The following is a 25,345-nucleotide window of genomic DNA, read 5'->3' on the forward strand; positions in this document are numbered from 1 at the left end:
AATTAGTGTTATTGAATTTTCAAAAATAAAATAGTATAAATGTCAAATAGTGATTATTAAGAAGTTAATTTTTGTAATCCGTAATTCTTGCCTTAAATCTTTAAAAAAGCAGTTTTCAATTCTTCTACTCACACAAAAGTTAATAAATTCGCTAATGAAAATGAAGAGGAAAAAGGGGTGAATTTGAGGTTTTAGAAATGACTTATACTATTAAATAGATATATAAAAGATTAACTAACCAGAATCAATTAATAACTAAAAACCAATTTAAAACATGAAAAAAGTATTTCACATTTTAGCCGCGATGTTAACCAGTTCTTTTGTATTTGCCCAGGAAGATAGTGAAACGACTACAGCCCCAGCAACCACATTCGCAGGATCTGCTGATGCGTATTATAAATATGATTTTTCAAAACAACTGAATGGATTAACGAGCTTTACCAACTCACAAGATTCATTCGAATTAGGAATGGCGTCCATAGAAGCTTCTCATTCATTCAAAAAAGGATCTGTTTTTGTAGACTTAGGTTTCGGAAAAAGAGCAGGAGAATTTTCATATAATGAAACAACAGATAAAGATATTACAGCAAAATTTTTAATTAAACAATTGTATTTCACGTATGATATTACAGACAAGTTTAAAGTAGTTGCCGGTAGTTTCAGTACTCACATAGGGTATGAATTACTAGATGCGGTAGATAATAAAAACTACAGCATGTCATATGCTTTTTCATACGGACCATTTTTTAATACTGGTGTAAAGGCGCAATATACATCAGGAAAATTTACAGCTATGCTTGGTATAACAAACCCGACTGATTTTAAATCAGCTATGGATGCCGGTACTAATCAAAAAACCTATATAGGACAATTGGGATATATAGGTGAAACAGGAAGTGCTTATTTGAATTTCACATCAGGAAGTGCTAATCCGGTATCTGACGAAAATAAAACGCAGTTCGATTTTGTAGCTTCAAAATCAATAAGTGATAGTTTCGGGCTTGGATTTAATGCTACTTATGCTAAATCAAAAAATGATTTTGACAGCGAATTAGATGGTGAATGGTTTTCTGTGGTAGGATATGCTAATTATTCCTTCAAAGAAACTTTAAGTCTGGCTTACAGAATTGAATATTTTGATGCTAAAGATGCTCTAAATCTTGGAACTTTAAACGGATCAAGTGTATTTGCTAATACAGTTTCATTAAATTATAAAGTTGGTAATTTGACAATTATTCCTGAGTTAAGATATGACGCCGCTTCTGAAGATATTTTTGCAGACAGTGATGCTCTTCCGACAGGCGGATCGTTTTTTGCCCTACTTGCTACAACATACTCTTTCTAGAGATAAAGATTGATATTTTTTTTTTTTTTTGGAGCTGTCGGAACACATCAAATGTTCTGGCAGCTTTTTTATTTTTAGAAGTTAAGAGTAAGAGGTAAGAGTTGAGTGTTATAAGTTATAATTTAAGATTTAAGATTTAACGAGGGAAGTCGTCATGAATAATTTGGCAAAGCAAACACAATCTTGTCATTCTGAGGAACGAAGAATGCTCACAAGTAATTCGATAAAGCAAACACAATCTACGAGTAATTTGAAAAAATCAATACCATAATCTATTTCGCCCACCCACGTGATCTGTATAAAAAAAAACGCATTTCTAAAGTTAGAAATGCGTTTTTATATTAATGTTTTGAATAATACTATTGAAGCTGCTTTTTATAAATAGAATAAATAGTATCTATAGTTTTTCTGTCTAAAACAGAAGTGGCATCAGTTTGTATATAATGTAATTTAAAAGCCTGTATCGCTGCTGTTAAGTTCTTGGTGTTATAGCCAATAATACGTAAAGCAGGTTCTATTTTAAAATCAAAAGGAGCTTCTTCTAAAACTTCATCCGGCCATATTCCGAATCCTTTTTCAGCTAATGTCTTCCATGGAAATAACGCGCTTGGATCTTGTTTTCTGCCCGGAGCTATATCAGCATGTCCTAAAAAGTTTTGAGTAGGGATGTTGTAATCTTTTTTCAATTTTGTCAGAAGAGCAACCAAGCTGCTAATTTGCGCTTCCGTAAAAGGTTTAAAACCGTTATTATCCAGTTCAATACCGATAGAACTCGAATTTATATCAGTATTTTTCCCCCACGTAGATGCTCCGGCATGCCACGCTCTCAAATAATCATTAAGCATCTGAACCACTTTTCCGTTTTCCGAAATCACATAATGAGCACTCACCTGTGTTTTTGTTTTTGTAAAAGTATTTATTGTTTGCTGGATAGAATCTTGTGCAGTATGATGAATAACAACAAAGCTTGGTTTTCTCAAATTGAAATTCACGGTACCAACCCATTCTGTGTTAATACCATTTAATAAAGCTGTTGAACCTGTCTTTGATAAAGTATCTTTTACAATTCCTAATTGTCGTGCATACGTTGTGTCAATAACTAACGGACTCACAGAAGGAATTGGCTGGGCTTCTTTACTGGTAATTTGATTTTCTAAGGTTTTAAGCTGTTGGTCGTAAACTTTCTCAGTCTTTTTATAAGGATTGGTAGAGCAGGAAGTTATAATAATTGCCAAAAGCAGATAACAAAAATGTTTTTTAATCATAATCAATTACATTTTGGAATTAAGTTTAGACAATTATTCAGCAACTTTTCCTGTTTCTGTGTCTTCTTTTATTTCCTTATTTTCTTTAGTGTCTTTTTTCTTTTTAGACTTTGATTTAGTTTTTTTGATCTCTTTGAAATTATCCATAAAGTTGGTATATTTTTCAATCTGATCCGGATTAAGGAAAGCTGTAATTTTTTTATTAGTACTTTCTCTTAAAGCTTTCATTTGCTCAATTTTTTCATCCTGGCTGCTGCTTTCGTTTTTCAACAGCACACCTTGTTCTCTCATACTGTCAGCCAAAACATTCGTAATTGCAATAGCCTGAAGTTCATCAAGTTTTACTTCCGGTTTCATTTGCTCAACAATTTTTGCGGCAGTTTCTTCAGCAGGAACTTCTTTAGGTTTACTTGGTGAGCTTTGCGGACCCTGCATCATGCTTCTGTCCATTCCCATTCCGCCGCCTCTTCCGTAACCGCCTCCGCCATAACCATTGTTATATCCGTTTCCGTATTGAGCAGAAACAGTGTTCATGCATAATAAGGTAAAAACCAAAAGAATAAAAGATTGAATAGACTTCATAAAAGTATGTATCAAAAGTTAGCAATATATATTGTAAATTTAAGCAGGTTCTCCGTATAAATCAAATTCTGTTGCTTCAATTATCTTAATGTTAACAAAATCACCTGTTTTTAAATAATATTTTGATGCATCAATCAGGACTTCATTGTCAACATCAGGGCTGTCAAACTCTGTTCTTCCCACAAAATGAGCACCTTCTTTTCTGTCAATAATACATTTGAAAACTTTTCCAACTTTTTCCTGATTCAGGTCCCATGAAATTTGAGATTGTAATTCCATAATTTCATTTGCTCTTGCTTGCTTTACATCATCCGGTACATTATCTTCAAGTAAATAAGCATGAGTATTTTCTTCATGAGAATAAGCAAAACATCCCATACGGTCAAATTTCATTTCCTGAACAAAATCTTTTAAGATTTCAAAATCTTCCTGAGTTTCGCCAGGATAGCCAACAATTAATGTTGTTCTGATCGCCATTCCGGGAACGGCTGCACGGAAATCTTTTAATAACTGTGTTGTTTTAGCCTGAGTTGTTCCGCGACGCATTGATTTCAAAATTGAATCTGAAATATGCTGTAATGGAATGTCAATATAATTACAAATCTTAGGCTCACGTTTCATGATTTCCAAAACATCCATTGGGAAACCTGTAGGGAAAGCATAATGCAAACGAATCCACTCAATACCTTCTACTTTTACCAAAGCTTCCAGTAATTCGCCAAGATTTCTCTTTTTATAAAGATCAAGACCATAATAAGTTAAGTCCTGTGCAATTAAAATTAATTCCTTAACACCATTTTTGGCTAGACCTTGTGCTTCTTTTACTAATTTTTCAATTGGTTGTGAAACATGAGAACCACGCATCAATGGAATCGCGCAGAAACTGCAGGGTCTGTCGCAGCCTTCGGCAATTTTAAGGTAAGCATAATTTTTTGGAGTTGTCGTTAATCGCTCTCCAAGTAGTTCATGTTTATAATCGGCTCCTAAAGCTTTCAACAATTGTGGTAATTCAGTTGTACCAAAATATTGATCTACGTTCGGAATTTCTTTTTCTAAATCTGGTCTGTAACGCTCAGATAAACATCCTGTCACAAAAACTTTATCAACAATTCCTTTGTCTTTTTTATCTGCGTACTCCAAAATCATGTTAACCGACTCTGCTTTGGCATTATCAATAAAACCACAAGTGTTTATTACAATAATGTTTCCTTCTCTTTCTGCAGGAGCCTCGTGTTCAACCTCTTTTCCATTTGCACGAAGCTGTCCCATAAGGACTTCGCTATCATATACATTCTTTGAACACCCAAGAGTGATTACGTTAATTTTGTTCTTTTTTAAAGACTTGGTTCTCATACTTTTATAAATTGGAGTGCAAAATTACACTTTTTTATTCAAACACCGCTTGTTTCCTTTTCTTTTAGATGTTTTTTATGAAGGAAATCTGACTGGTTAGGGTTAAAAAAAATCCGCCAGGTTATAATACCTGACGGAAATTTTCATTCATCTATTTATTCTTAATTACAATTCAAATAATAAGGTCAAAGAAATATTATTCAGTTTCGATGAAATGTTTGCTCCGTCTGTAAATCCGCGTTCAAAAAATCCCTGATTTGATTTTCTTTCTAAATAAGAATAAGCCAAATCTAATTTTGTAGAGCCAAAATTATAACCCAAACCACCTGAATAGCTGTTTAAATCGCCAATTGTAGTTCCATTTTTATAAGGACTTCCTTCAAAACGATATCCGCCACGTAAGCTTAATTGTTTGATTTTGTATTCTGCACCAATTCTCAATTCTCCTGCAGTGGTAAGATTATCGCTCATGTCGCTATTTAATCTTCTGAATACTTCATCATTTGTAGGCTTGAATTTTGTATTGCTATAATCTTTAATCGAGTAGTCAATGCTAATCAAACCGGATTTTCCAAATACATATGCTCCGCTAAAAGTAAATTTCCCCGGAGTTTGTAGCTTATAAGGATCGTAAATATTTATAGTGTCTGGATTTACTGAGTAATTTGTTGGTGGTCCTGTAGAAGCCTCCAGTGTAGTATATAAACTTTGTGAAATTTCATCATACAGCTCGTACCATGTATTTGATTCATAAGCTAAACCAAGACGGAAAGATTCTGTAACTTTAGCGATTGCTCCAAGCTGAAAAGAAAATCCATTTCCGTAAGTATATTGTTCGTTGTTAAAACGCAAACTTGATATAGTGTAACCAGGTAGAAGATCGTTAAAGTTGTCTTCGTAAAAACTGCTGGATCTTCTGTAATCAGTAACGTGAAAATTAAGGTTTGCTCCTAAATAAATACGGTCCTGGTATGAAGTAGCGATGTTAAAGCTTACTTTGCTGTTGTATCCTCTTTCATTAACTTCGTTTTCGTGATAGTAATCGCCTCCGGCAGGAACGTTTGTCGTGTACCCTGTATTATTGTCGTTTTCAGAGTTAGGATTAATTACATGCCCATAATACCCAAAATAGGCTTGCTGCTCATCGTAAAACTGATCTCTGTAGTCAATTCCTGTTACATTGCCTAATGGAATTCCATTGGCATAATCTAAAAAATAAGCATCTATAGAATGTGTTGGGTTTGTTCCAAAAGAAACAGTGTTGTTGTCGAAATTGTTTGTAGTTTCATAAGTTGCTCCAATAGCGATTTTTTTCCAATTGCTATTCGGGCTTCTGTCGTGGAAAACAAAAACACCACCTGCCTGGTTTAAAATAAAAGAATTCTCTTTTTCGCTTGTCTTAGTTCCAAAATAATCAGAGTTGTTTTTGATATTTTGATTGCTTAAAGTTATTCCAACCTGATTGTTAGAAAAGACAGCAGATCCTGCAGGGTTGACGCTTAGTGCAGACAAGTCACCACCCACGGCTCCAAAGGCACCACCCATTGCCCTGAATCTTGCGGTTCCTGTTAAATTGTCCTGTGCATAACGCATAGCATCAGAAACTTCCTGAGAATGTGAGACGCTAAAAGATAGTCCTGTTATAAAAAGGAATAATATTTTTTTCATTTTGATTGAATTTTAGATGATTTAAGGATTGGATTGGCTGAAAAAGAAAATTATCTTCTTCCTCCACCGCCTCCGCCGCCGTAAGATCTTCCTCCGCCGCCACCGCCGCCTGATGATCTCACGCTTCCTCCGCCGCTGTTGCCTGATGAGCGTGATGGGCTAGGAGAGTAGCTTCTTGATGAATTGTTATTTGCGCCGTTATTATAGTTGTAACTTCTGTTTGTGGTCGTGGTAGAGCTATTGCTTGATCTTCTGTTAGAATAATCATAACCGCTGTTTCCTTGTGTAGTGCTTCTTCTGTTAGTAAAGCTTGGATTTGTTGCTCTGCCATTTACAGAAGAACCTCTTCTAAAATCAGTATATTCACTTCTTCTGTTTGTGTTATAGCTGTTTCTGTTTGTATAGCTTCTGTTGGTATAATTTCTGTTTGTGAAATTTCTATCACTGTAGCTTCTGTTTGAGGCATAACTTCTGTTTGAGGTATAATTTCTTCCTCCATAATAAGCCGCAGAACCTCTTCTTCCATAACTGTAAGAATAGTTATTGTATCCATAATAACCACCGCCCCAGTATCCTGGATATCCCCATCCGTAACCAGGTCCCCAGTAGCCGGAATAACCCCATCCATATCCAGGGTATCCCCAATAGCCACCATAACCACCGTATCCATAACCCCATCCGTAATAAGGATATCCAAATCCAAATCCGAATGACCATGTTGGGTCTGAGTAAAGATTTACGGAAACTTCAGAATTGCTGCTTCCCCATGCAGGATAAGCAACTGCTGCTGTTTGTGTACTGTCGTTTTCAGGATAATTACTGTAATTATCTACATCTGTAAAAATTTCAGTTGGCTGATCGTCATCTTGTAAAGATTTAAAGTAATCTTTATATTGATTATTAGTGTTTGAGGTATTTGTTTGTGCGTACGTGTTTGGTCTGCTACCATAAACTCCGTCATTATCATAATATGATGTATTTTGGTAAGAACCACACGATACTGCTAGAAAACTCAGTAATCCAGTAAAGTAAAAAAGACTTGAGTTTCGGCGAAGAGAAATAGAAGTTTTCATATCTGTGGTGTTTTTTATTGTTGCACATTACAAAAATAGTTAGTTTTGTCAAACTATTTAGTTAAAATTATTAAAACAAAATTTGTGCCAAACTATTCAATATGAGTAAGAACCTCACTACAAGATCAGAAGATTATTCAAAGTGGTATAACGAGCTGGTTGTTAAAGCAGATCTAGCTGAAAATTCAGGAGTTAGAGGATGTATGGTTATTAAACCATACGGATATGCGATTTGGGAAAAAATGCAGGCTGAGCTTGACAGAATGTTTAAAGAAACAGGACATCAGAATGCTTACTTTCCTCTATTCGTGCCAAAAAGCATGTTCGAGGCTGAGGAGAAGAATGCAGAAGGATTTGCGAAAGAATGTGCTATTGTGACACATTACAGATTAAAAAATGATCCGGATAAACCTGGAAAATTAATGGTTGACCCGAATGCAAAACTGGAGGAAGAACTTATCGTTCGGCCAACTAGTGAGGCTATCATATGGTCTACATATAAAGGATGGGTGCAATCTTACAGGGATTTACCTCTGTTGATCAATCAATGGGCTAATGTGGTGCGTTGGGAAATGCGTACCCGTTTGTTTTTGAGAACTGCGGAATTTTTATGGCAAGAAGGGCACACGGCGCATGCTACAAAGGCAGAAGCTTTAGAGGAGTCTGAAAAAATGATGAACGTTTATGCCGATTTTGTTGAGAATTTCATGGCTATTCCGGTTGTTAAAGGTATAAAGACTGAGACGGAACGTTTTGCCGGTGCTGATGAAACCTATTGCATTGAAGCATTGATGCAGGACGGAAAAGCGCTTCAGGCTGGAACATCGCACTTCTTAGGTCAAAATTTCGCAAAAGCATTTGATGTAAAGTTTGCTAATGCTGAAGGGAAACAGGAACACGTATGGGGAACTTCATGGGGAGTTTCAACTCGTTTGATGGGGGCTTTGGTAATGACACATTCTGATGATCAGGGATTGGTCCTTCCTCCAAATTTAGCGCCTATACAAGTGGTAATAGTTCCTATTCATAAAACGGATGAGCAATTAGGTGAAATCACAACAGCAGTGAATGAATTAGTAGCGAAACTAAGAAAACTGAAAATTTCGGTTAAATATGATGACAGAACAACTCAGAAACCAGGATTCAAGTTTGCTGAATGGGAATTAAAAGGAGTTCCTGTCCGAATTGCTGTAGGTCCTAAAGATTTAGAAAACGGAACTTTTGAAGTTGCAAGGCGTGATACTTTGACAAAAGAAGTTGTTTCTGGTGAAGGAATCGTAAATTATATAAATGACTTGTTAGAACAGATCCAAAACGATTTATTTAATAAAGCATTAGATTATCGTAATACACATATTACGGAAGTAAATAGTTTTGAGGAGTTTAAAGAAATATTAGATGGAAAAGGTGGTTTTGTATCGGCTCATTGGGACGGTACTGCTGCTACTGAAGAAAAAATAAAAGACTTAACAAAAGCAACAATTCGTTGTATTCCTTTGGATGCAGTAGAAGAGGCGGGAACCTGCGTATTTACTGGGAATCCTTCTGCGAAAAGAGTGTTGTTTGCAAAGGCATATTAATTTTTTTTAATTTTTTTTGCATCAGCTATTGTACATCTTAAAAATAGTTGTATTTTTGCATCCGCATTAGAGAAACACGGTCCGTTCGTCTATCGGTTAGGACGCCAGGTTTTCATCCTGGTAAGGGGGGTTCGATTCCCCCACGGACTACTTTTTTTTCTGCGAATTAAGTTATTTAGCTTGATGTTTTGGTCCGTTCGTCTATCGGTTAGGACGCCAGGTTTTCATCCTGGTAAGGGGGGTTCGATTCCCCCACGGACTACAATTTTGATCATTTAGATTGAAGAGAACTTAGAAGACGCTGGTCTGTTCGTCTAGGGGTTAGGACTCCAGGCTTTCGTCCTGGTAACAGGGGTTCGATTCCCTTACAGACTACAAAAATTAGTTGTGAATAAGTTTTATAAAATAAAAACTGGTGTCTCGGTCTTTATTTTATTAGTTAAAACCAAAGTGATTGTTTTGCAATTGTGGGAGGTTTTTCTTTTTTAACTAGTATTATAACAATTATTACATCTAAAATTAAAAAAAATGGCAAATCATAAGTCAGCATTAAAAAGAATCAGAAGTAACGAAAAAAGAAGAGTTCTTAACAGATATCAGCATAAAACTACTCGTAATGCTATTAAAGCGTTAAGATTAGCTACTGATAAATCTGATGCTACTGCAAAATTATCAACTGTAATTTCTATGATTGATAAATTAGCTAAAAAGAACATCATTCATGATAATAAAGCTTCTAACCTGAAGTCTAAATTAACTAAGCACGTTGCTAAATTGTAATTAACAACAATTGAATAGATATATAAAAGTCCTCTTTTGAGGACTTTTTTTGTTTATAATGGAATTAGATTCCTGTAAAAGAAAAGAAACTTTGTTGTTAAAATAAAAACCAAATTTCAATAAAAAATAAATATTGAAATCTGGTTTTTTTTATATTTGGAATTACCTGAAGCCGGAGTTTTGTTATGATCTCAAAAAGAAAAAACGATTACTTAAGATCTATTTTCTTTTTAAGATATTCAAGCATAGCCTGGGTAATTGGTTTAGAAAGGAAATCTATAATAATTGGATATCTTTTTGCTTTAGCTAAATCATCGGGGTCTATTGTAGAGGATAATACGATTACGCTTGCTGTGTTGAATTCTGAATAGTCAGATGAAGTAAAATGATCCAGAAACTCCCAGCCGCCCATAACAGGCATATTTAGGTCTAGAAAAACCAATTCCGGTTTTTTATTTGCTGTGTTTTTATTGTTGTTGTATTTAAGAGTATTAAAATAATGCAATGCTTCTTCGCCATTTTGCGCCGTAATAATTTCTTTTGAAAATGATGATTTTGAAATTACTTTTTTGCAGAGCATTAACGTGATAGGATCATCGTCAACGCATAAAATTTGCTCAAGCATATTAATTAATTTTTAAATGTTATTGTAAATGTTGTTCCCTTATTGACTTCGCTGTCTATGCTTATTGTTCCGCCCATTGTTTCTACCTGTGATTTTACCAGATACAGCCCCAGTCCTTTACTGTCAGGATAGTTGTGAAACCTTTGATAAAGCCCAAAAACCTTATCACGGTTTCTCTCTAAGTCAATTCCGATTCCATTATCTTTAAAAGTAAGAATTGCTGTGTGGTCAATTTGTTCAGCAGTAATCGAAATTTTTAATTTTCTGTTTTCAGATTTGTACTTGATTGAATTAGTCAGCAAATTAAGCAAGATGCTTTCTATATAGGCTTTATTAATGTTTAAAGACGGAACTCTTTCAAATTTGAGTTTGATAATTGGTTTATGTAATTCTATTTGAAATGATAACTGGCTAAAGACATTTTCAAAAACTTCTTTTAAAGAAACTTCTTCTTTTTGCATTGAAGGGTTGTCTTTGATTATAATCACTTTTACCAAATCATTAATTGTTTCGTTTAGTAAATGTGTTGATTTGCTAAAACCGGTCAGAATTTCTTGCAGTTCCGGATTTTCAATCGGAATATCTTCTATAAGATTGAGCAGTCCAATAAGATTAGATAAAGGAGCGCGCAAATTATGTGATGTTATATAAGAAAACTGCTTTAAGTCTTTATTGTTTTGTGTTAATTCACGAATAAGATGTTCTTTTTCTGTTTCTAGTTTTTTCTCATCAGTAATGTCTCTCTGAATAGAAATCCAGTGCGAAATTACTCCTTCATTATTAAAAATAGGAATCATTGAAAATCGAACCCAGTACTCTTCTTTTTGTTTGGTGTAACTAATCGCTTCTATAAGGCATTCTTCTTCGTTTTTGATTGCTCTTAATAATTTTTTTAATTCCTCTGAGTCAGAATTTGGGCCTTTGTTAAAAATATTAGTTGATTTACCAATAATTTCGTTTGGCTGATAGCCTGACATTTGTGAGAAAGCAGGATTTATATAAACTATTTTAGGAATTCTTCCGTTTGCAGAATTTGCTTCTGTAATTAATATCGAATCTTTAGATTGTGTGATTACGGTTTCTAAAAGTTTCAATCTTTGCTCTTCTTCTTTTTGTTTGGTAATATCCTGAATAGCCCCAATCATTCTTATTGCTCTTCCATTTTCATCTTTCAGCAGAAAACCTCTGTCCAAAACATATTTATACGATCCGTCGGCGCATCTAAAGCGATATTGATCCTGCCATTTTTCTGTTTTTTGCTCAATAAATGAATAAAGTTTGATGGACATTCTAATACTGTCTTCAGGATGAATTTTATCAAACCACCATTTTGACGTATTTCCAACCTCTTCCTGTTTGTATCCAAAAACACTTTCAATTCCTTTATTCCATCCGATGCTGTCTTCTTGTATTTTCCAGTCCCAAATCGTGTCACTTGTCGCTTTGGCTACAATGTCATATTTTTCGTTAGATTCTTTAATGTCTTCATTGGTTTGTCTCAGTTTTTCAAAAACTACAACATTTTTGTTTTCATTTTTTGACAATATGTATCTAAAAATCAATCCTGTAATTGATATAAATGTAATGTCTTTTATGAAAAACAAATAAAAATTTTCTTTGGAAGTGATGAAGATGGTGAGTAACTTATGACAGACTATAGCCATAAATAACGAAATGATAATGTAAATTAGAGTAATTTGGACAGTTTTACTTTTCATTACTCAAATATAGTTAAATTAACCATAATTAAACAATATTTAAAACTGAATTTGATGGTCAAATTTACATTGATTTAATCAACTAATTACTTGTCTATACGCAAACTATCACAGAAACGTTTTTTATATCAAAATAAAGTGTACCTTTGCACCCATTAAAAATCACAGATGGAATCTATTAGAAACATTGCAATTATTGCCCACGTCGATCACGGTAAAACCACTTTGGTTGATAAAATTATGTATCACTGTCAATTATTTCGTGACAACGAAAACACAGGTGATTTAATTCTTGATAATAACGATTTAGAGCGTGAGAGAGGTATTACTATTACTTCTAAGAACGTATCAGTTCAATATAAAGGAACAAAAATCAATATTATTGACACTCCTGGCCACGCGGATTTTGGAGGTGAAGTAGAACGTGTATTGAACATGGCCGATGGTGTATGTTTGCTAGTGGATGCTTTTGAAGGTCCAATGCCACAAACTCGTTTTGTATTACAAAAAGCTATTGATTTAGGTCTTAAGCCATGTGTAGTTATCAATAAAGTTGATAAAGAAAACTGTACTCCTGAAGAAGTTCACGAAAAAGTTTTTGACTTAATGTTTGAATTAGGTGCTGAAGAATGGCAGTTGGATTTCCCAACAGTTTATGGTTCTGCTAAAAATAACTGGATGTCTGATCATTGGGAAAACGTAACTGATAATGTTGAAGCATTATTGGATATGGTTGTTGACAATGTACCTGCTCCTAAAGTTTCTGAAGGAACACCACAAATGTTGATTACTTCTTTAGATTTCTCTGCTTTTACAGGTCGTATCGCTATTGGTCGTCTTGAAAGAGGTGTTCTTAACGAAGGTATGCCAATCTCATTAGTAAAAAGAGATGGTACTGTATCTAAATCGCGTATCAAAGAACTTCATACTTTTGAAGGTCTTGGACGTAAAAAAGTAGCTCAAGTTATTGCCGGAGATATTTGTGCAATCATTGGGGTTGAAGGTTTTGAAATTGGTGATACTATTGCTGATTTTGAAAACCCTGAAGGTCTAAAAACGATTGATATCGACGAACCTACAATGAGTATGTTGTTTACAATTAATGACTCTCCTTTCTTTGGTAAAGAGGGTAAATTTGTAACTTCTCGTCATATTAGAGAAAGATTGACAAAAGAATTAGAGAAAAACTTAGCGATGAAGTTAGGTGAAACTGATTCTGCTGATAAATTCATGGTTTTTGGCCGTGGAGTACTTCACTTATCTGTTCTTATTGAAACAATGAGAAGAGAAGGTTACGAATTGCAAATTGGTCAGCCACAAGTTATCATCAAAGAAATTGACGGTAAAAAATGTGAGCCAATTGAGGAATTGACAATCGATTTACCAGAATCACTTTCAGGTAGAGCGGTAGAGTTTGTTACTATGCGTAAAGGTGAAATGTTGAGTATGGAAACTAAAGGTGACCGTATGATCGTGAAATTTAATATTCCATCTCGTGGAATTATTGGATTGCGTAACCAATTGCTTACTGCAACAGCTGGTGAAGCTATTATGGCACACCGTTTTATTGGATATGAGCCTTACAAAGGAGAAATTGCCGGACGTAACAAAGGTTCATTGATTTCTATGGAAAAAGGAAAAGCTATTCCTTATTCTATCGATAAATTACAGGATCGTGGTAAGTTTTTTGTTGAACCAAATGCCGAAATTTACGAAGGTCAGGTAATTGGAGAAAACTCTCGTGGTGATGATATGTGTGTAAACGTAACGAAAGAGAAAAAACAATCTAACGTTCGTTCTTCCGGAAATGATGAAAAAGCGAGAATTATTCCTCCGATTATTTTCTCATTAGAGGAAGCTTTAGAATACATCCAAAAAGATGAATATGTAGAGGTTACTCCAAAATCTATTCGTTTAAGAAAGATTTATCTAACGGAAACTGATAGAAAAAGATTTAAATTCTAAGTATATTTAAATTTCAATATAAAAATCCCAAATTCCTCCCGAAGCCTCGGAAATGGAGTTTGGGATTTTTTTTGCTTAGATTTTTTACCGGAATTTGAGATTTAAATAGTGGATATTTTTAATTTACCTTTTTAAACTGAAATGACCTTTAACAATTCTTCCATTGTTGAAAATTAAATTAAACCAATAATCGTCAGAAGGCAGTTGTTGTCCATTAAATTGCCCATTCCAGCCAGGACTTTTTTGATTCATTTGTTTTAATAATTTGCCGTAACGGTCAAAAATAGAAATGGTATAATCAGGCAGCATATCTAAATTTCGGATATACCAAACATCATTAAAACCATCTGCATTTGGAGTGAAATACCTCGGATAATCCAAAACATATATTGTAAATGAATTGGATACACCACAACCATTTTTGTCTCTGGCAATGACATTATAAATTCCCGGATTTATATTGGTAAACAGAGGTTCGCCCTGAAAAACAATCCCGTCTATTGAAAATTCATAATTTCCTACTCCGGTATATTTTATCAGGACAGAGTTTTCATTGGCAGAAAAATCTTTTATAACTACTTCTGTGATAAAAGCAGGTTCTGAAAGAATAACATTGAACGTTTTTGTTTTTTCACAACCTTTTGCATCGGTAACCGTTATTGCATAAACTCCCGCGGAAGAAACAGTAATAGTAGTATCTGTAGATCCTGTTGTCCATAAATATTTGGTAAAACCAGAAGCTACTGCTAATTCAATTTGGGTGTCTTTGCATAAAATTTTGGTTTCATCTTCAAAATTTGGTGGATCAAAAGTATTTATAACAAGTGTTATTGGGGTAATTCCATAACAATCCGCTCCATTTGTGGCACGGACATAAATAGTCTGAGAAAAAGCGGTTGTGTTTTTGAAAATATTAGGCAGCGGATTTATTTCTGTCAATGCATCATTTTCAGTTGAATAATAACTTACAATGATACCATTTGGGATTCCGGCTATTTTTGGAGTGATTTCAGAGTCTAAATCAAATTCATTTATTCCATCCTGAATATTATCAGAGTCACATGTTGCTATTGAGTTTTGAGAAGGTAGTGTTGTGCTTGAAGTTTGCAATGTAATTTGGGCAATTTTAAAACAGCCATACTTATTTTCTATTCTGGCAAAAACAATCTGGCCGGTATTCTTGTTGGTATATTTTTGAGGAGTTGAAATTTTATTGGTTTTGGCTTCAGCATCTGCCAAAGATTCGTAATAACCTTGGTTGGTAATTTCTGCAGCATTATTTTTTACTATTGCTGCAACTTTGGTCAAATTAAAAATTGAAATTCCATCGGTATCACCATCACATTGTAATAATGTTGTATTTGTTGATAAAATTTGCTGAGCATATTCAATTCGAATTTCACCTTCAGCAGTGCAGCTGGTTCCGGAAAGTGTAGCCACTACTTTATAGTCTCCGGGAGTCTTTGCAGTATAAAATGAGCCTGTTTCAGAAGGAATTTCTACATAGTTGTCTGATGCATTTTTTTTAAACCATTTAAAACTGTTCACAACAGGATCTAGTTTGGTATCTAAAACTACGTTCTCTCTATAACAAGCCGGATTGTTAGTGGCGATAGTTCTGTCTTCTCCAAAACTGACTTTAGAAAGAAAACTTCCGGCTTCTATAAATACGGCAGAATTGTACTGTCTTGTTAAATCATCGGCTATTACCAGTTTAAGATGGTATTTTTTATTAGGTATTACTTCGGTTTGAGCATTCATTACAATGGTTTGTCCTGCATAGTTTATCGGACTTACTTCAGTATTATAACCATTAAAATAATTTTCATTTGAAGCTTCACACGAATGTGTTTCTCCTTTTACGGTAACAGGATCAATTTTTGGATGAACGGTTGTGGAAGAAACAGGAGTTGTTGTATTGGGTAATACAGCCAGATTTTTATATTCACTGCTGCTGCCAGATTCTTTTATTAAAAAAGCAAAACCATCTGAAAATTCGCAGGGATAATACCACTGGTATTCATTTGAAGCAAAAATATAATTAAAGCTGATTGCATTAGTCAGTGAGACAAAATCAAATTCTAAAACGGTTGCCTGAGTACTTCCGGAATTGCCTAATGCTTTATTTAAATCATTATCGCCGTTCCAGTTACGATTTGATGAGCCAATAGAGGTCGACTCTACAAATGGACCCTCAGCATTTTTAGCTGGTGATGTGCATAAGATTAAACCATTTTTGAAAGGAAAATTTGCCGCTCCTGAACTGAAAGAAGCGTAACTCGCTTTATTGGCTATCGGATTTCCTGAAGCACTGACATTTTCTATGCTAATACAGGAGCTATTAATTAACACATTTTGAACCAATTCTGATGCTGATTTTTTATCGTCAACAGCAATATTTTGCCCGTTCATCTGTGTAAAAGAACAACAGATGAACAGCAGAATTGTAATGTATTTTAAATAATTCATAGTATAGCAAATATACTATAAATCTCTATTTTTTAATAATTTGTAAGAAAAGTAAACAAATAAAAATGTCCAGGCCATAACGATCAGTATAGAAAGATAATGAACACTAAAATCGTAATTTGTATCGACTCCCATTTGTGTTCCGATATTTTTAACTACAGATAATCTTTGAGCAGGGTTAACAATTAGATTTGACATCGCTTCTAAAGGCAGAAATTGCGTAATATAATCGCCAGTATTGCTGTCAGGGAATATTTGAAAAGCCAGGAGCCCTCTGATGATCGCTTCTAAAATGCTCCAAACCAAAAGAAAACCTAAAGCAAATGCGGATCGTTTTACTAAAATTCCTAAGAACAAGCACAAAGAAAAGAACCCTGTTAATTTTACAAAAAAAGCTAAAAGGTAATCTAAATCAGAGAAAATAATACCAAATTCGGTGTATGAGGAGAAGCTCAATCCTAAAAGTAAACTCATGACAAACACAAAAATGGTAGAACAAAAAGCAAAAACTACGACTGTTAGAAATTTAGAAAGTATAAATTCTTTTTTGCTTAAGCCATCAATTAAATTTTGTTTCAAAGTTCCGTAACTGTATTCATTTGCCATCATGGAAACAATAACGATAGCCAGAAAAAATTTCAGCCATGCTGCAACATAGGTATTAAAATGCCATATAAAAGGGAAGTTAAAAATTCCCATATCGGCCAGATGAAACTTGAACGGTCCTATGTCAAATTTTATTGAAGCGATTAAGGCAATAAAAGAAAGTAAAATAAAATAGGTTAAAGTGAGGATACGGCTGGCTTTGTTTTTCCAGATTTTTTGTAGTTCTATAGATATCAGTCTTTTCATGGCTTAATTGTTTTGGATAGTGGCGTTTTTGGTTAGTTCTAAAAATTGTGCTTCTAAACTGTTTTTGCGTTTTACTAAATGGCTTAGTGCAATATTTTTAGAAAACAGATACAGATTCAGTTCAGATGCTGATAATTCAGATTTTAAATGCACCAGAATTTTTCCGTCTTCTTCGACCATTTTATCGACAGACGGATGTTCTTTTAAAGCATTTCTTAAAGCTTCATTATCATTAGACTGAACTTCAAAAAAACCTTCATTTGCAGACATTCCGTCAACAGAGCCAGAATATAAAATTTCCCCTTTTCTCAAAACAATTACATCCGAACATACTTTTTCGACTTCATCCAATAAGTGTGAAGCCAGCAAAATAGTAGTTCCCTGTGAGGCGATTTGTTTTATTATATCTCTAATCTGATGAATTCCCTGTGGGTCTAAACCGTTGGTTGGTTCATCAAGAATTAAAATTTCCGGGTCATTCAAAAGTGCCGAAGCAATCGCCAGACGCTGTTTCATCCCTAAAGAAAAAGTACTGAACTTGCTGTTTTTTCTTTCTGTTAAGCCAACCAAATCAAGCTTTTCGTCTATTTTAGAATACTTGATACTTTTTATTTTGCAAACCAGTTTCAGGTTTTCTTCAGCGGTCATGTACGGGTAGAAATTTGGTCTTTCTATAATGGCGCCCACTTTTTTTAAGGCTTCGTGCGTTTGCAATTGCCCATTAAACCAGCGGTAGTTGCCGGAAGTATGATTGACAACATTGAGGACAATACCTAATGTAGTTGATTTTCCACTTCCGTTAGGACCCAGAATGCCATATACGCGGCCTTTTTTTATTTCAAAAGATACATTTTTTAACGCCTGAATGCGGCCGTATCTTTTATGAAGATTTTCGATTGTAAGAATGGTTTCCAAATTTTTCGGTTTTAGTTTTTTAGTATGACGAATCAAATAGTGTATTGTTACGTTAAATTTTTATTTAGGTGTCTAAAATTATAATTTACTGTAAATTTGTATTAAAGATATTCAAAATGAGCGAACCTTTAATGGTTTTAAAAAAACCATCTTATCCATTAACGCAGCCACTTTTAAGTTATTTAGAGCGATACGAACGAATTTCGAAAGTATCGGTGTTCTATGATGACTTATTGCGGTTTACGGGTTCTATAAATGTCTATGACAAAAATGAAACAGATACTTTATGGATTCGGGTTTACTATAATGAATTTGAAAGAAATGAAATTGATTTAAACCTAAAAAAGATTTATTCGCTGTTGCATTCTGATGGAAATAGTGAAATTATCCAGTTTCTGAATGTAGACGCCATTGATTATTGTACTTTCGGAAATTCGAAACCTTTCCGTATTAAAGTCCGAAACATTCTCAACGACAATTATGTTCATTTTTATATAAAAAAAGCAGATGCTTCAAGAATTTACGGATTAGAATTAGAAGACATTCTTTCGCCCGATAAAATCAATTTTCTGGTTTATAAAAATACGTTGATAGAAGAACACATTATCGGAATTCCGGGTGATGTTTTTATGCATACTTTACTGAATTCCTGTACAGAAACTGAGAAAGCCCAAATTGCAAAAGAGTTTGTTAAATTCAACGAACGCTGTATGATCAGGCTTTTGGGAGATATGAGAGCATATAATTATGTAATTGTTCCAATTCATGATTTTGACCAGGTAGTGTATAAAATACGTCCGATAGATTTTGACCAGCAATGTTATGAAGGGAATTTTAAAGTATATCGTCCTCAGTTTTTTAAGGAAAATTTCCCGATGATTCAATTGATTAAAGAAAAACTGGAAGAACGTTCGATTTTACAGTATAAAGATGAAGAAAGAGCCATTTTGGCAAAACGTATTCATTCGGCCGAAAACAGGATTAAAAAATTATTGAATATAATGTGCCACGATACTATTTCAACACAGGAACACCTGGACCAGTTGAAAATGGAATTGTACCGATATACAAATGATATGAAGTTTAAAAATGCCAAATCAATGGGACACATCATGCATGCGGCATTTGAGTTTATTACCCGTAATTTTAAAAATACCAATTTGGTTTAAATTAAAACAGAATTTTATGAAAAAGCCTTTTTTATTAGCCCTTTCAATTGTTTTATTAGCTTGTCAACAGCAATCCGGTTCTGATTTAAAAGAGCTTTATTCGCTGCCGAAAAAATTAAAAGAAGTTTCCGGAATAACTTATTTTCCAGAGACAAATACGATTTATACTTTGGAAGACAGCGGAAATAAAAATGCTGTTTATGCAATAAATTCAAAGGGAAAACTGGAAAAAACAATTACAATCTCAAATGCGACGAATGTTGACTGGGAAGATATTACCAAAGACAAAAAAGGCAATATTTATATTGGGGATTTTGGAAACAATGATAATGAAAGAAGGGATTTATGTATTTATAAAGTTGCCAAAAATCAATTGAATCAGGAAAATGCAAAAGCAGAGTATAAAATCTCATTTTCGTATCCGGAGCAAACCGAATTTCCTCCCAAGAAAAAAGAAATGTTTTATGATGTTGAAGGGTTTTTTGAGAAAGACGGCTATTTTTATCTTTTTACAAAAAACAGAAGTAAAGGTTTTGACGGAACCGCTTTTATCTACAAAATCAAAAATGCTTCAGGAAACCAGAAAGCAGTCAAAATAGGAGAGTTTAAAACCTGCAATAATTACAATCACTGTGTTTTAACAAGTGCCACGATAAGCCCTGACGGGAGAAAAGTAGCATTATTAAGTCACGACAAGGTTGTTGTGTTTAAAGGTTTTAAAGGAGATTTGTTTCACAAAGGGACACAAACAGAAATAAGCCTGGATCACTTTTCTCAAAAAGAGGCTGTTGTTTTTAAAGACAACAATACACTCTTAATTTCCGATGAAAAAACGAATAAAATAGGAGGAAAGGTTTATGAGTTTAAGTTGTGAGACTAAGGTTCTGAGATACTAAGAGGTTAAGGTTTTCTTCTTAGGTTCAAAGAGGCAGAGGCTCAGAGGTACAAAGGTTTTTAACCAAAAATTCACGAATTATTTACTGTAAAATTCGTGAATTTTTGGCTATTTAAAAAAACTTAGAACCTTAGCATCTCAAAATTAAAAGCTATAGGCCGCTCCAAAAATAACTCTTCCTACTTCATCAGGAGATTTAAAATAAGAAATTCTTGCTGTGATTACATTTATTGCATTCAGCCAAAGTCCACCTCCGTAATCCTGATGCCATTTTCTGGAATTTTCGCCATCAAGCCAGATTCTTCCATAATCAAAACCACCTAAGATTCCGTATGTAAAAGGTACAATAGTCCTTCTGATTTTACCAAGGCTTAAACGCAAATCAGAACTTTGAGAAAAATAAGAATCCCCTAAAAAGCGTTCGTTTCTATAACCTCTCAAATCAGTATCACCACCCAGGGTTGCACCCTGATAAAATTCGTAGTTATTATTTAAAATGGCTTTTCCTTTAATGAAAGTGGCTAAAACCAATTTTCCGTTATGGTCTATTTTATGCGTAAATCCTAAAACGCTTTCAAGCATTGGGAAATTTTGTTTGGTTACATCTAAATTAGTTGTCCAGGTTCCGGCAATCATAAAATAAATTCCTAAGGTTGGTTTAGCAACAAAATCAGAGTTTTTAAACAGGTATTTTACCTTTAATCCGCCATAATTATGACTCTCAAATATATTTGGGTTCACAATTCCGGGAGTGTCAATAAATCTGTTATCCGTTTCTTCAACCGTCATTCTCTGAAAAATAGGTTGTACGCTAAATTCACTGCCATATCTGCCTACATGTCTGATCGCTCCGGAAGCATTAAATTTTCGGATGCGGACACGGTTATAATCCATTCCAACTTCTTGATCATCGTATACCGTTTCATTTCCATAGCCAAAATAATTCATGGCAAAATTTGGAGTCGTATATAACGATTCCACATCTATAACCCATTTACCTAATAACCCGGGGAAATGTGCGGCATAATTAAATTCTAAACCGCCAGTGGCAAAATAATAAAAGGCATTTAAAACATGTCTTTGCGTGTATGGGTTTTGTTTGAAATTATTAACTGTATAATTTAAATTAACACCCACTTTTACGCCATCATCCGGATTAAAGCCAATATTTGGCAGACCTGAAATTACATTGTATTTTGGTCTTTCATAATTATATAAATTAACATCATAATCGTCTGTCAATTGTTTCTGAGTCTTAGAATCTACGTTATAGGTGTTTTCTTTTGATTTAAAATCGTAAACAATAACTTTTCTTCCGTTTTCGATATTATAAGTGTCATTGTTCTGACCACCGATCAAACGAATTTTAATTTTCGATTTTTCTTCACCTTTTACTTCAAAAATGTCATTATCATCTAAACCATAAATCCATAGATTTCGGGTTTTTGCATCTGTTACGTTTTTAGTATACAACAATTCATCGCCTTCTTTTTTCATTCTGAAAACCTGAATTTCGATACCATTTTTGGTATTATGATTCAAAACAAATTTGTCTTTTTTGTCTGTTCCGGCAATCATAATGGTTTTACTTAAAACTTCGGAATAACGTATCGCATATTTCTGAAGATCTTTCTTTCTGTTTTTTAATTTTCGTTTGATTTCATCAATGGTTTCATCCTGAACCTCTTTAGGTAAATTTTTGAAAGCATTGTCAATATCACTGTCAGATAAGTTTTCCTGAATAAATTTTGCCTGTTCAACCCAGTCTTTTTCATCAGCAGTTTTCAAAAATGCCAAATCCATTGGGTAAGGTTCCCTGCTGAGCCATTTTACATTGTCAATTTTATTTTTGAAAGTTCGCATATGACGCAATGCCGGAATATTCATTAGAATAGAAAGCAATGCTCCGTCGTATTTTACAAATGCCTGGTCACGGTCACGCGGAATTGGTTTGTAGATAACTTTACCATCCTCTTTATATTCGGCCCAGCGCCATTGGTCGCTGTGCCTGTCCCAATCACCAAGCAGCATATCAAACAAACGGGCTTTGATATATTCTTTTTCGTCGACACTGTATTTTTCATCTTTATGAAGATTCAGCATCATATCATCTGTTCCAATTATATTGCCTGGTTTTCCAAAATTTTTACCATCAAGATGATTATCTGCCGGTCTTTCTTCTACCATATATAGCTGGTCGCCAAAACTGGCATTAAATTCTCTTAAACCATTTTGTTTTGGTATATAATATAAAACGGGATTGGTATGTCGAAGACCAATTTTATCAGACATACTTCCAATAGCAAAAGAGGAGTATGGATGTGAGGTAGTATAGAAATCAAATAAAAAATCCTCAGCATAGGTATTTTCAAAATCATTGACGATATACTGATCTTTAAAGGCAACAGATTGTAAAAAGACTGTGGCACTTTTTTTCATGGCACGCATTACATATTCCCGGCCTTTAGCATCAGACATTCTTAAAGAAACTGACTGATGCCCACCGCCTTCGCGAATAGGTTTCAGTCCGCCCATCAAAGTGTCTATAGTTGCCGTTCTGGCATTAATTGGCAGACTGTAATATTTTCTGTAATGCTGACCGAATAAGAACTTGTGAAATAAGCTTTTATCAGTCATTTTTTTAGAATAAATCGAAGTTGTTACATTCGAAGGAAATGTATTGGAAATATCTTCAGCCCAATTGATTTCTTTCGCTTTTATAATTTCCTTCTCAAAAAGCAGTTTTTCTTTGTTATTTACATTTCCAAAAAAAGAAACTTTTGCATCTCCGCTTTTAAACAAAGTCAGCGTTGCATAACCATTTCCTCCATACGAGAAATCAAACGGGTTTATAGCACGGGCTGCCTCAGATTTCGATCCGGCTCCACTAATAATCTGCTGGATATTTTCTTTACTGATGTATTGTAAATTATGATCGTGACCCGATACTACAATTACGTTTTTCTGTTTTTGTAAAAGAGTTTTAATTCTTTTAGCATAGATTGTGTATTGTTTGTTTTGGATATCCTGTGGGCTGACGCCGGATGTTTTTCGTAATAAATTAATAAAAGAACCAATTATCGGCAATGGTATTTTTTTCTCTAATGGAAACAATTGTTTTTCCAGCGAAAATTGTCCGCCATGTGTTCCGTTACTTAACAGCGGGTGATGTATAGCTAAAACAACTGTTTTCTCCTGATTTTTGTTTAAGATATTTTCCAGTTCATCAAAAAAACCTTCACGTGTTTTAATTTCGCAGTTATCATTAATTGTCGGATGATTGTCCCAGTCCTCCAGAAACCATTCACTGTCAATAGTTATTAACGTTGCCGTGCTGTCAATCTTTACGTCTTCAATAGGACAGCTTTTTCGGGGTAAAAATGCTTTCTTATCATTTAGCTGTTTGGTAACAAAATCAGCCTGAAGCTCAAGGCCTTTGATACCATTGTACCAATCATGATTTCCCGGAATAAAGACTGTTTTTCCTTTAAAACCTTTTGCCAGTTTTAGCTGATTGTTCAGTTTTGTTTCTGCCAAAGCTTTATCTCCGCTATTTTTATCAGCAGGAAAACCTTTAGGGTAAATATTATCTCCCAAAAACAAAAGAGTAGATTTTTTGTTTGCTTTTTTTAGTTTCTGATGCAATAATTCAAGCGTTTGCTGAGACTGTTCTTCATCGGCATTTCCTGCATCACCTACTAAAAATAAGGTGTGGGCAATTTTTATCGTATCAGTTGCGTTTTCAGTCTCATTACTGCTAACGTTTTTTCCGTATTGTGCCTTATGTGTTGCACAGGCAGTAAGTAAAAATATAAGGGTTATAACCAAAGAATTGGTTTTAATCTTAGTAATAAAATGATTATCCAAAAACAATTTCATAATTTAGTGGTATAAAAATATTCTTTATGAATCTAGTAGAACAATCCGAAGATTTCGTCAGTAATTTACTCAAAGATAAACTTTCTAATTTATATTCTTACCATAATTTTAACCATACTTTTAATGTAGTAAATGCGGTTAAAAAGCTTTGTAGTAAAGAAGATGTCGATGGTGCCGAAAAAGAGATGCTTTTAGTAGCCGCCTGGTTTCATGACGCAGGTTACATAAACGGATTTGAAGATCATGAAAATGAAAGTATAAAAATTGCTTCAAAGTTCTTAAAAGAGAAAGGACAATCTGATGAATTTATATCGCAGGTGGCAAAACTTATTATGGCAACTTCAAAAACGTATGTACCGCAAAATAAGCTGGAAAACATTATAAAAGATGCTGATTTTGTTCATATTACAAGTTTAGAATATGAATCTACCGGTGAATTGCTTCGATATGAGCTAAAAAACACCATGAATATTTCCATGTCTTCCTTAGACTGGGCACAGGAAAATTTGAATTTTTTAGTAAATAAACATCGTTTTTACACCGATTATGCTTTAAGAAAATGGCAGCCTTTAAAAGAAAAAACTATTGCGCTTGTTCAAAAAAGAATCAATAAGGAAGAAATAAAAAAAGCTAAAGATCTGGAAGACGACGAAAAAAAGAAAGACAAAGCCGAAAAGCCGGATCGTGGTATAGATACTTTATTTCGCGTGACATTAGGAAATCATACCCGTCTAAGCGGAATTGCTGACAGTAAAGCCAATATTCTTTTGTCTGTAAATGCCATTATTATTTCTATTGCACTTTCGTCAATCATTCCAAAATTAGACAGCCCAAAAAATGCACATTTAGTAATTCCAACCTTCATCATGCTGATGTCCAGTGTGGTTACTATAATCTTTGCAATCCTTTCAACAAGACCAAAAGTAACTTCGGGTTTTTTTACACGTGATGATGTAGAAGCAAAAAAAGTAAATCTGATGTTTTTTGGAAATTTCTACAAAATGCCACTCGAAGACTATGACTGGGCCATGAACGAAATGATGAAAGACCGTGATTATCTGTATTCTACCATGATCAAAGATTTATATTATCTGGGATTAGTGCTTCAGCGAAAATATAATTTGCTTCGAATTGCCTATAACTTTTTTATGGTCGGCATAATTATAACTGTGATCTCGTTTGTGATTGCTTTTAAAAGTATATAAAGAAAGA

General features: G+C 34.1%; 18 protein-coding genes and 3 tRNA genes. 10 read left to right on the plus strand and 11 right to left on the minus strand.

Annotation, left to right across the window (positions count from 1 at the left end):
- The first annotated feature begins 274 nt into the window (after positions 1–274).
- On the plus strand, positions 275–1,345 hold the full coding sequence (locus DCO46_RS04325; protein WP_116751355.1) for an outer membrane beta-barrel protein: 1,071 nt from the start codon (positions 275–277) through the stop codon (positions 1,343–1,345).
- A 359-nt stretch (positions 1,346–1,704) separates the two neighbouring features.
- Here the strand turns inward: DCO46_RS04325 and DCO46_RS04330 are convergent, their stop codons facing one another.
- From DCO46_RS04330 to DCO46_RS04350, 5 genes are all read right to left on the minus strand, one after another.
- Positions 1,705–2,610: an N-acetylmuramoyl-L-alanine amidase gene (locus DCO46_RS04330; protein WP_116751356.1), complete on the minus strand. Its 906-nt coding sequence runs from the start codon at positions 2,608–2,610 to the stop codon at positions 1,705–1,707.
- 33 nt (positions 2,611–2,643) lie between these two features.
- A complete protein-coding gene (locus tag DCO46_RS04335; RefSeq protein ID WP_116751357.1) occupies positions 2,644–3,192 on the minus strand; it encodes a hypothetical protein in 549 nt (182 codons plus the stop codon).
- A gap of 39 nt (positions 3,193–3,231) precedes the next feature.
- The gene (gene rimO, locus DCO46_RS04340; RefSeq protein ID WP_116751358.1) at positions 3,232–4,545 is read right to left on the minus strand and encodes a 30S ribosomal protein S12 methylthiotransferase RimO; all 1,314 of its coding nucleotides are present in this window, start codon (positions 4,543–4,545) and stop codon (positions 3,232–3,234) included.
- Between the two features lie 165 nt (positions 4,546–4,710).
- Entirely contained in the window at positions 4,711–6,213 is a 1,503-nt protein-coding gene (locus DCO46_RS04345; protein WP_116751359.1) for an OmpP1/FadL family transporter, read from the minus strand.
- Between the two features lie 50 nt (positions 6,214–6,263).
- A complete protein-coding gene (locus DCO46_RS04350; RefSeq protein ID WP_116751360.1) occupies positions 6,264–7,286 on the minus strand; it encodes a hypothetical protein in 1,023 nt (340 codons plus the stop codon).
- Between the two features lie 101 nt (positions 7,287–7,387).
- Here DCO46_RS04350 and proS point away from each other — a divergent pair, with 101 nt between their 5' ends.
- From proS to rpsT, 5 genes are all read left to right on the plus strand, one after another.
- Positions 7,388–8,866: a proline--tRNA ligase gene (gene proS / locus DCO46_RS04355; protein ID WP_116751361.1), complete on the plus strand. Its 1,479-nt coding sequence runs from the start codon at positions 7,388–7,390 to the stop codon at positions 8,864–8,866.
- Positions 8,867–8,944: 78 nt separating this feature from the next.
- Positions 8,945–9,016, plus strand: a tRNA-Glu gene (locus tag DCO46_RS04360).
- Positions 9,017–9,056: 40 nt separating this feature from the next.
- Positions 9,057–9,128 (plus strand) — tRNA-Glu (locus tag DCO46_RS04365).
- A gap of 41 nt (positions 9,129–9,169) precedes the next feature.
- Positions 9,170–9,241, plus strand: a tRNA-Glu gene (locus DCO46_RS04370).
- 153 nt (positions 9,242–9,394) lie between these two features.
- The gene (gene rpsT / locus DCO46_RS04375; protein WP_089052957.1) at positions 9,395–9,646 is read left to right on the plus strand and encodes a 30S ribosomal protein S20; all 252 of its coding nucleotides are present in this window, start codon (positions 9,395–9,397) and stop codon (positions 9,644–9,646) included.
- 208 nt (positions 9,647–9,854) lie between these two features.
- On the opposite strand, the gene DCO46_RS04380 is transcribed toward rpsT, so the two are convergent.
- Both DCO46_RS04380 and DCO46_RS04385 read right to left on the minus strand, forming a co-directional pair.
- A complete protein-coding gene (locus DCO46_RS04380) occupies positions 9,855–10,271 on the minus strand; it encodes a response regulator (RefSeq protein ID WP_116751362.1) in 417 nt (138 codons plus the stop codon).
- 5 nt (positions 10,272–10,276) lie between these two features.
- Complete coding sequence (locus DCO46_RS04385; protein ID WP_116751363.1) at positions 10,277–11,989, minus strand: PAS domain-containing protein; 1,713 nt, start codon at positions 11,987–11,989, stop codon at positions 10,277–10,279.
- A 168-nt stretch (positions 11,990–12,157) separates the two neighbouring features.
- Between DCO46_RS04385 and typA the strand changes: the two genes are divergently transcribed.
- On the plus strand, positions 12,158–13,954 hold the full coding sequence (gene typA, locus DCO46_RS04390; RefSeq protein ID WP_116751364.1) for a translational GTPase TypA: 1,797 nt from the start codon (positions 12,158–12,160) through the stop codon (positions 13,952–13,954).
- A gap of 123 nt (positions 13,955–14,077) precedes the next feature.
- Here typA and DCO46_RS04395 read toward each other — a convergent pair whose 3' ends face one another.
- The 3 genes from DCO46_RS04395 to DCO46_RS04405 are packed head-to-tail and all read right to left on the minus strand — an operon-like array spanning position 14,078 to position 18,190.
- Positions 14,078–16,423 (minus strand): T9SS type B sorting domain-containing protein, encoded by a 2,346-nt coding sequence (locus DCO46_RS04395; RefSeq protein WP_116751365.1) that lies wholly within the window; start codon positions 16,421–16,423, stop codon positions 14,078–14,080.
- Positions 16,424–16,438: 15 nt separating this feature from the next.
- Positions 16,439–17,275, minus strand: a complete 837-nt coding sequence (locus DCO46_RS04400) for an ABC transporter permease (RefSeq protein ID WP_116751366.1) — start codon at positions 17,273–17,275, stop codon at positions 16,439–16,441.
- 3 nt (positions 17,276–17,278) lie between these two features.
- A complete protein-coding gene (locus tag DCO46_RS04405) occupies positions 17,279–18,190 on the minus strand; it encodes an ABC transporter ATP-binding protein (RefSeq protein ID WP_116751442.1) in 912 nt (303 codons plus the stop codon).
- 116 nt (positions 18,191–18,306) lie between these two features.
- Between DCO46_RS04405 and DCO46_RS04410 the strand changes: the two genes are divergently transcribed.
- Positions 18,307–19,359 (plus strand): hypothetical protein, encoded by a 1,053-nt coding sequence (locus DCO46_RS04410; protein ID WP_116751367.1) that lies wholly within the window; start codon positions 18,307–18,309, stop codon positions 19,357–19,359.
- A gap of 16 nt (positions 19,360–19,375) precedes the next feature.
- Complete coding sequence (locus tag DCO46_RS04415) at positions 19,376–20,233, plus strand: hypothetical protein (RefSeq protein ID WP_116751443.1); 858 nt, start codon at positions 19,376–19,378, stop codon at positions 20,231–20,233.
- A 165-nt stretch (positions 20,234–20,398) separates the two neighbouring features.
- On the opposite strand, the gene DCO46_RS04420 is transcribed toward DCO46_RS04415, so the two are convergent.
- A complete protein-coding gene (locus DCO46_RS04420) occupies positions 20,399–24,133 on the minus strand; it encodes a metallophosphoesterase (protein WP_116751368.1) in 3,735 nt (1,244 codons plus the stop codon).
- Positions 24,134–24,159: 26 nt separating this feature from the next.
- Between DCO46_RS04420 and DCO46_RS04425 the strand changes: the two genes are divergently transcribed.
- The gene (locus tag DCO46_RS04425; protein ID WP_116751369.1) at positions 24,160–25,338 is read left to right on the plus strand and encodes a Pycsar system effector family protein; all 1,179 of its coding nucleotides are present in this window, start codon (positions 24,160–24,162) and stop codon (positions 25,336–25,338) included.
- The last annotated feature ends 7 nt before the right edge of the window (positions 25,339–25,345 follow it).

This window comes from Flavobacterium sp. HTF (assembly GCF_003105115.1).
Taxonomy (GTDB): domain Bacteria; phylum Bacteroidota; class Bacteroidia; order Flavobacteriales; family Flavobacteriaceae; genus Flavobacterium.

Bases quoted from the DNA above. Each gene is read 5' to 3' on its own strand.
- DCO46_RS04325 (WP_116751355.1), top strand. From the start codon at position 275: ATGAAAAAAGTATTTCACATTTTAGCCGCGATGTTAACCAGTTCTTTT.
- DCO46_RS04330 (WP_116751356.1), bottom strand. From the start codon at position 2,610: ATGATTAAAAAACATTTTTGTTATCTGCTTTTGGCAATTATTATAACT.
- DCO46_RS04335 (WP_116751357.1), bottom strand. From the start codon at position 3,192: ATGAAGTCTATTCAATCTTTTATTCTTTTGGTTTTTACCTTATTATGC.
- rimO (WP_116751358.1), bottom strand. From the start codon at position 4,545: ATGAGAACCAAGTCTTTAAAAAAGAACAAAATTAACGTAATCACTCTT.
- DCO46_RS04345 (WP_116751359.1), bottom strand. From the start codon at position 6,213: ATGAAAAAAATATTATTCCTTTTTATAACAGGACTATCTTTTAGCGTC.
- DCO46_RS04350 (WP_116751360.1), bottom strand. From the start codon at position 7,286: ATGAAAACTTCTATTTCTCTTCGCCGAAACTCAAGTCTTTTTTACTTT.
- proS (WP_116751361.1), top strand. From the start codon at position 7,388: ATGAGTAAGAACCTCACTACAAGATCAGAAGATTATTCAAAGTGGTAT.
- rpsT (WP_089052957.1), top strand. From the start codon at position 9,395: ATGGCAAATCATAAGTCAGCATTAAAAAGAATCAGAAGTAACGAAAAA.
- DCO46_RS04380 (WP_116751362.1), bottom strand. From the start codon at position 10,271: ATGCTTGAGCAAATTTTATGCGTTGACGATGATCCTATCACGTTAATG.
- DCO46_RS04385 (WP_116751363.1), bottom strand. From the start codon at position 11,989: ATGAAAAGTAAAACTGTCCAAATTACTCTAATTTACATTATCATTTCG.
- typA (WP_116751364.1), top strand. From the start codon at position 12,158: ATGGAATCTATTAGAAACATTGCAATTATTGCCCACGTCGATCACGGT.
- DCO46_RS04395 (WP_116751365.1), bottom strand. From the start codon at position 16,423: ATGAATTATTTAAAATACATTACAATTCTGCTGTTCATCTGTTGTTCT.
- DCO46_RS04400 (WP_116751366.1), bottom strand. From the start codon at position 17,275: ATGAAAAGACTGATATCTATAGAACTACAAAAAATCTGGAAAAACAAA.
- DCO46_RS04410 (WP_116751367.1), top strand. From the start codon at position 18,307: ATGAGCGAACCTTTAATGGTTTTAAAAAAACCATCTTATCCATTAACG.
- DCO46_RS04415 (WP_116751443.1), top strand. From the start codon at position 19,376: ATGAAAAAGCCTTTTTTATTAGCCCTTTCAATTGTTTTATTAGCTTGT.
- DCO46_RS04420 (WP_116751368.1), bottom strand. From the start codon at position 24,133: ATGAAATTGTTTTTGGATAATCATTTTATTACTAAGATTAAAACCAAT.
- DCO46_RS04425 (WP_116751369.1), top strand. From the start codon at position 24,160: ATGAATCTAGTAGAACAATCCGAAGATTTCGTCAGTAATTTACTCAAA.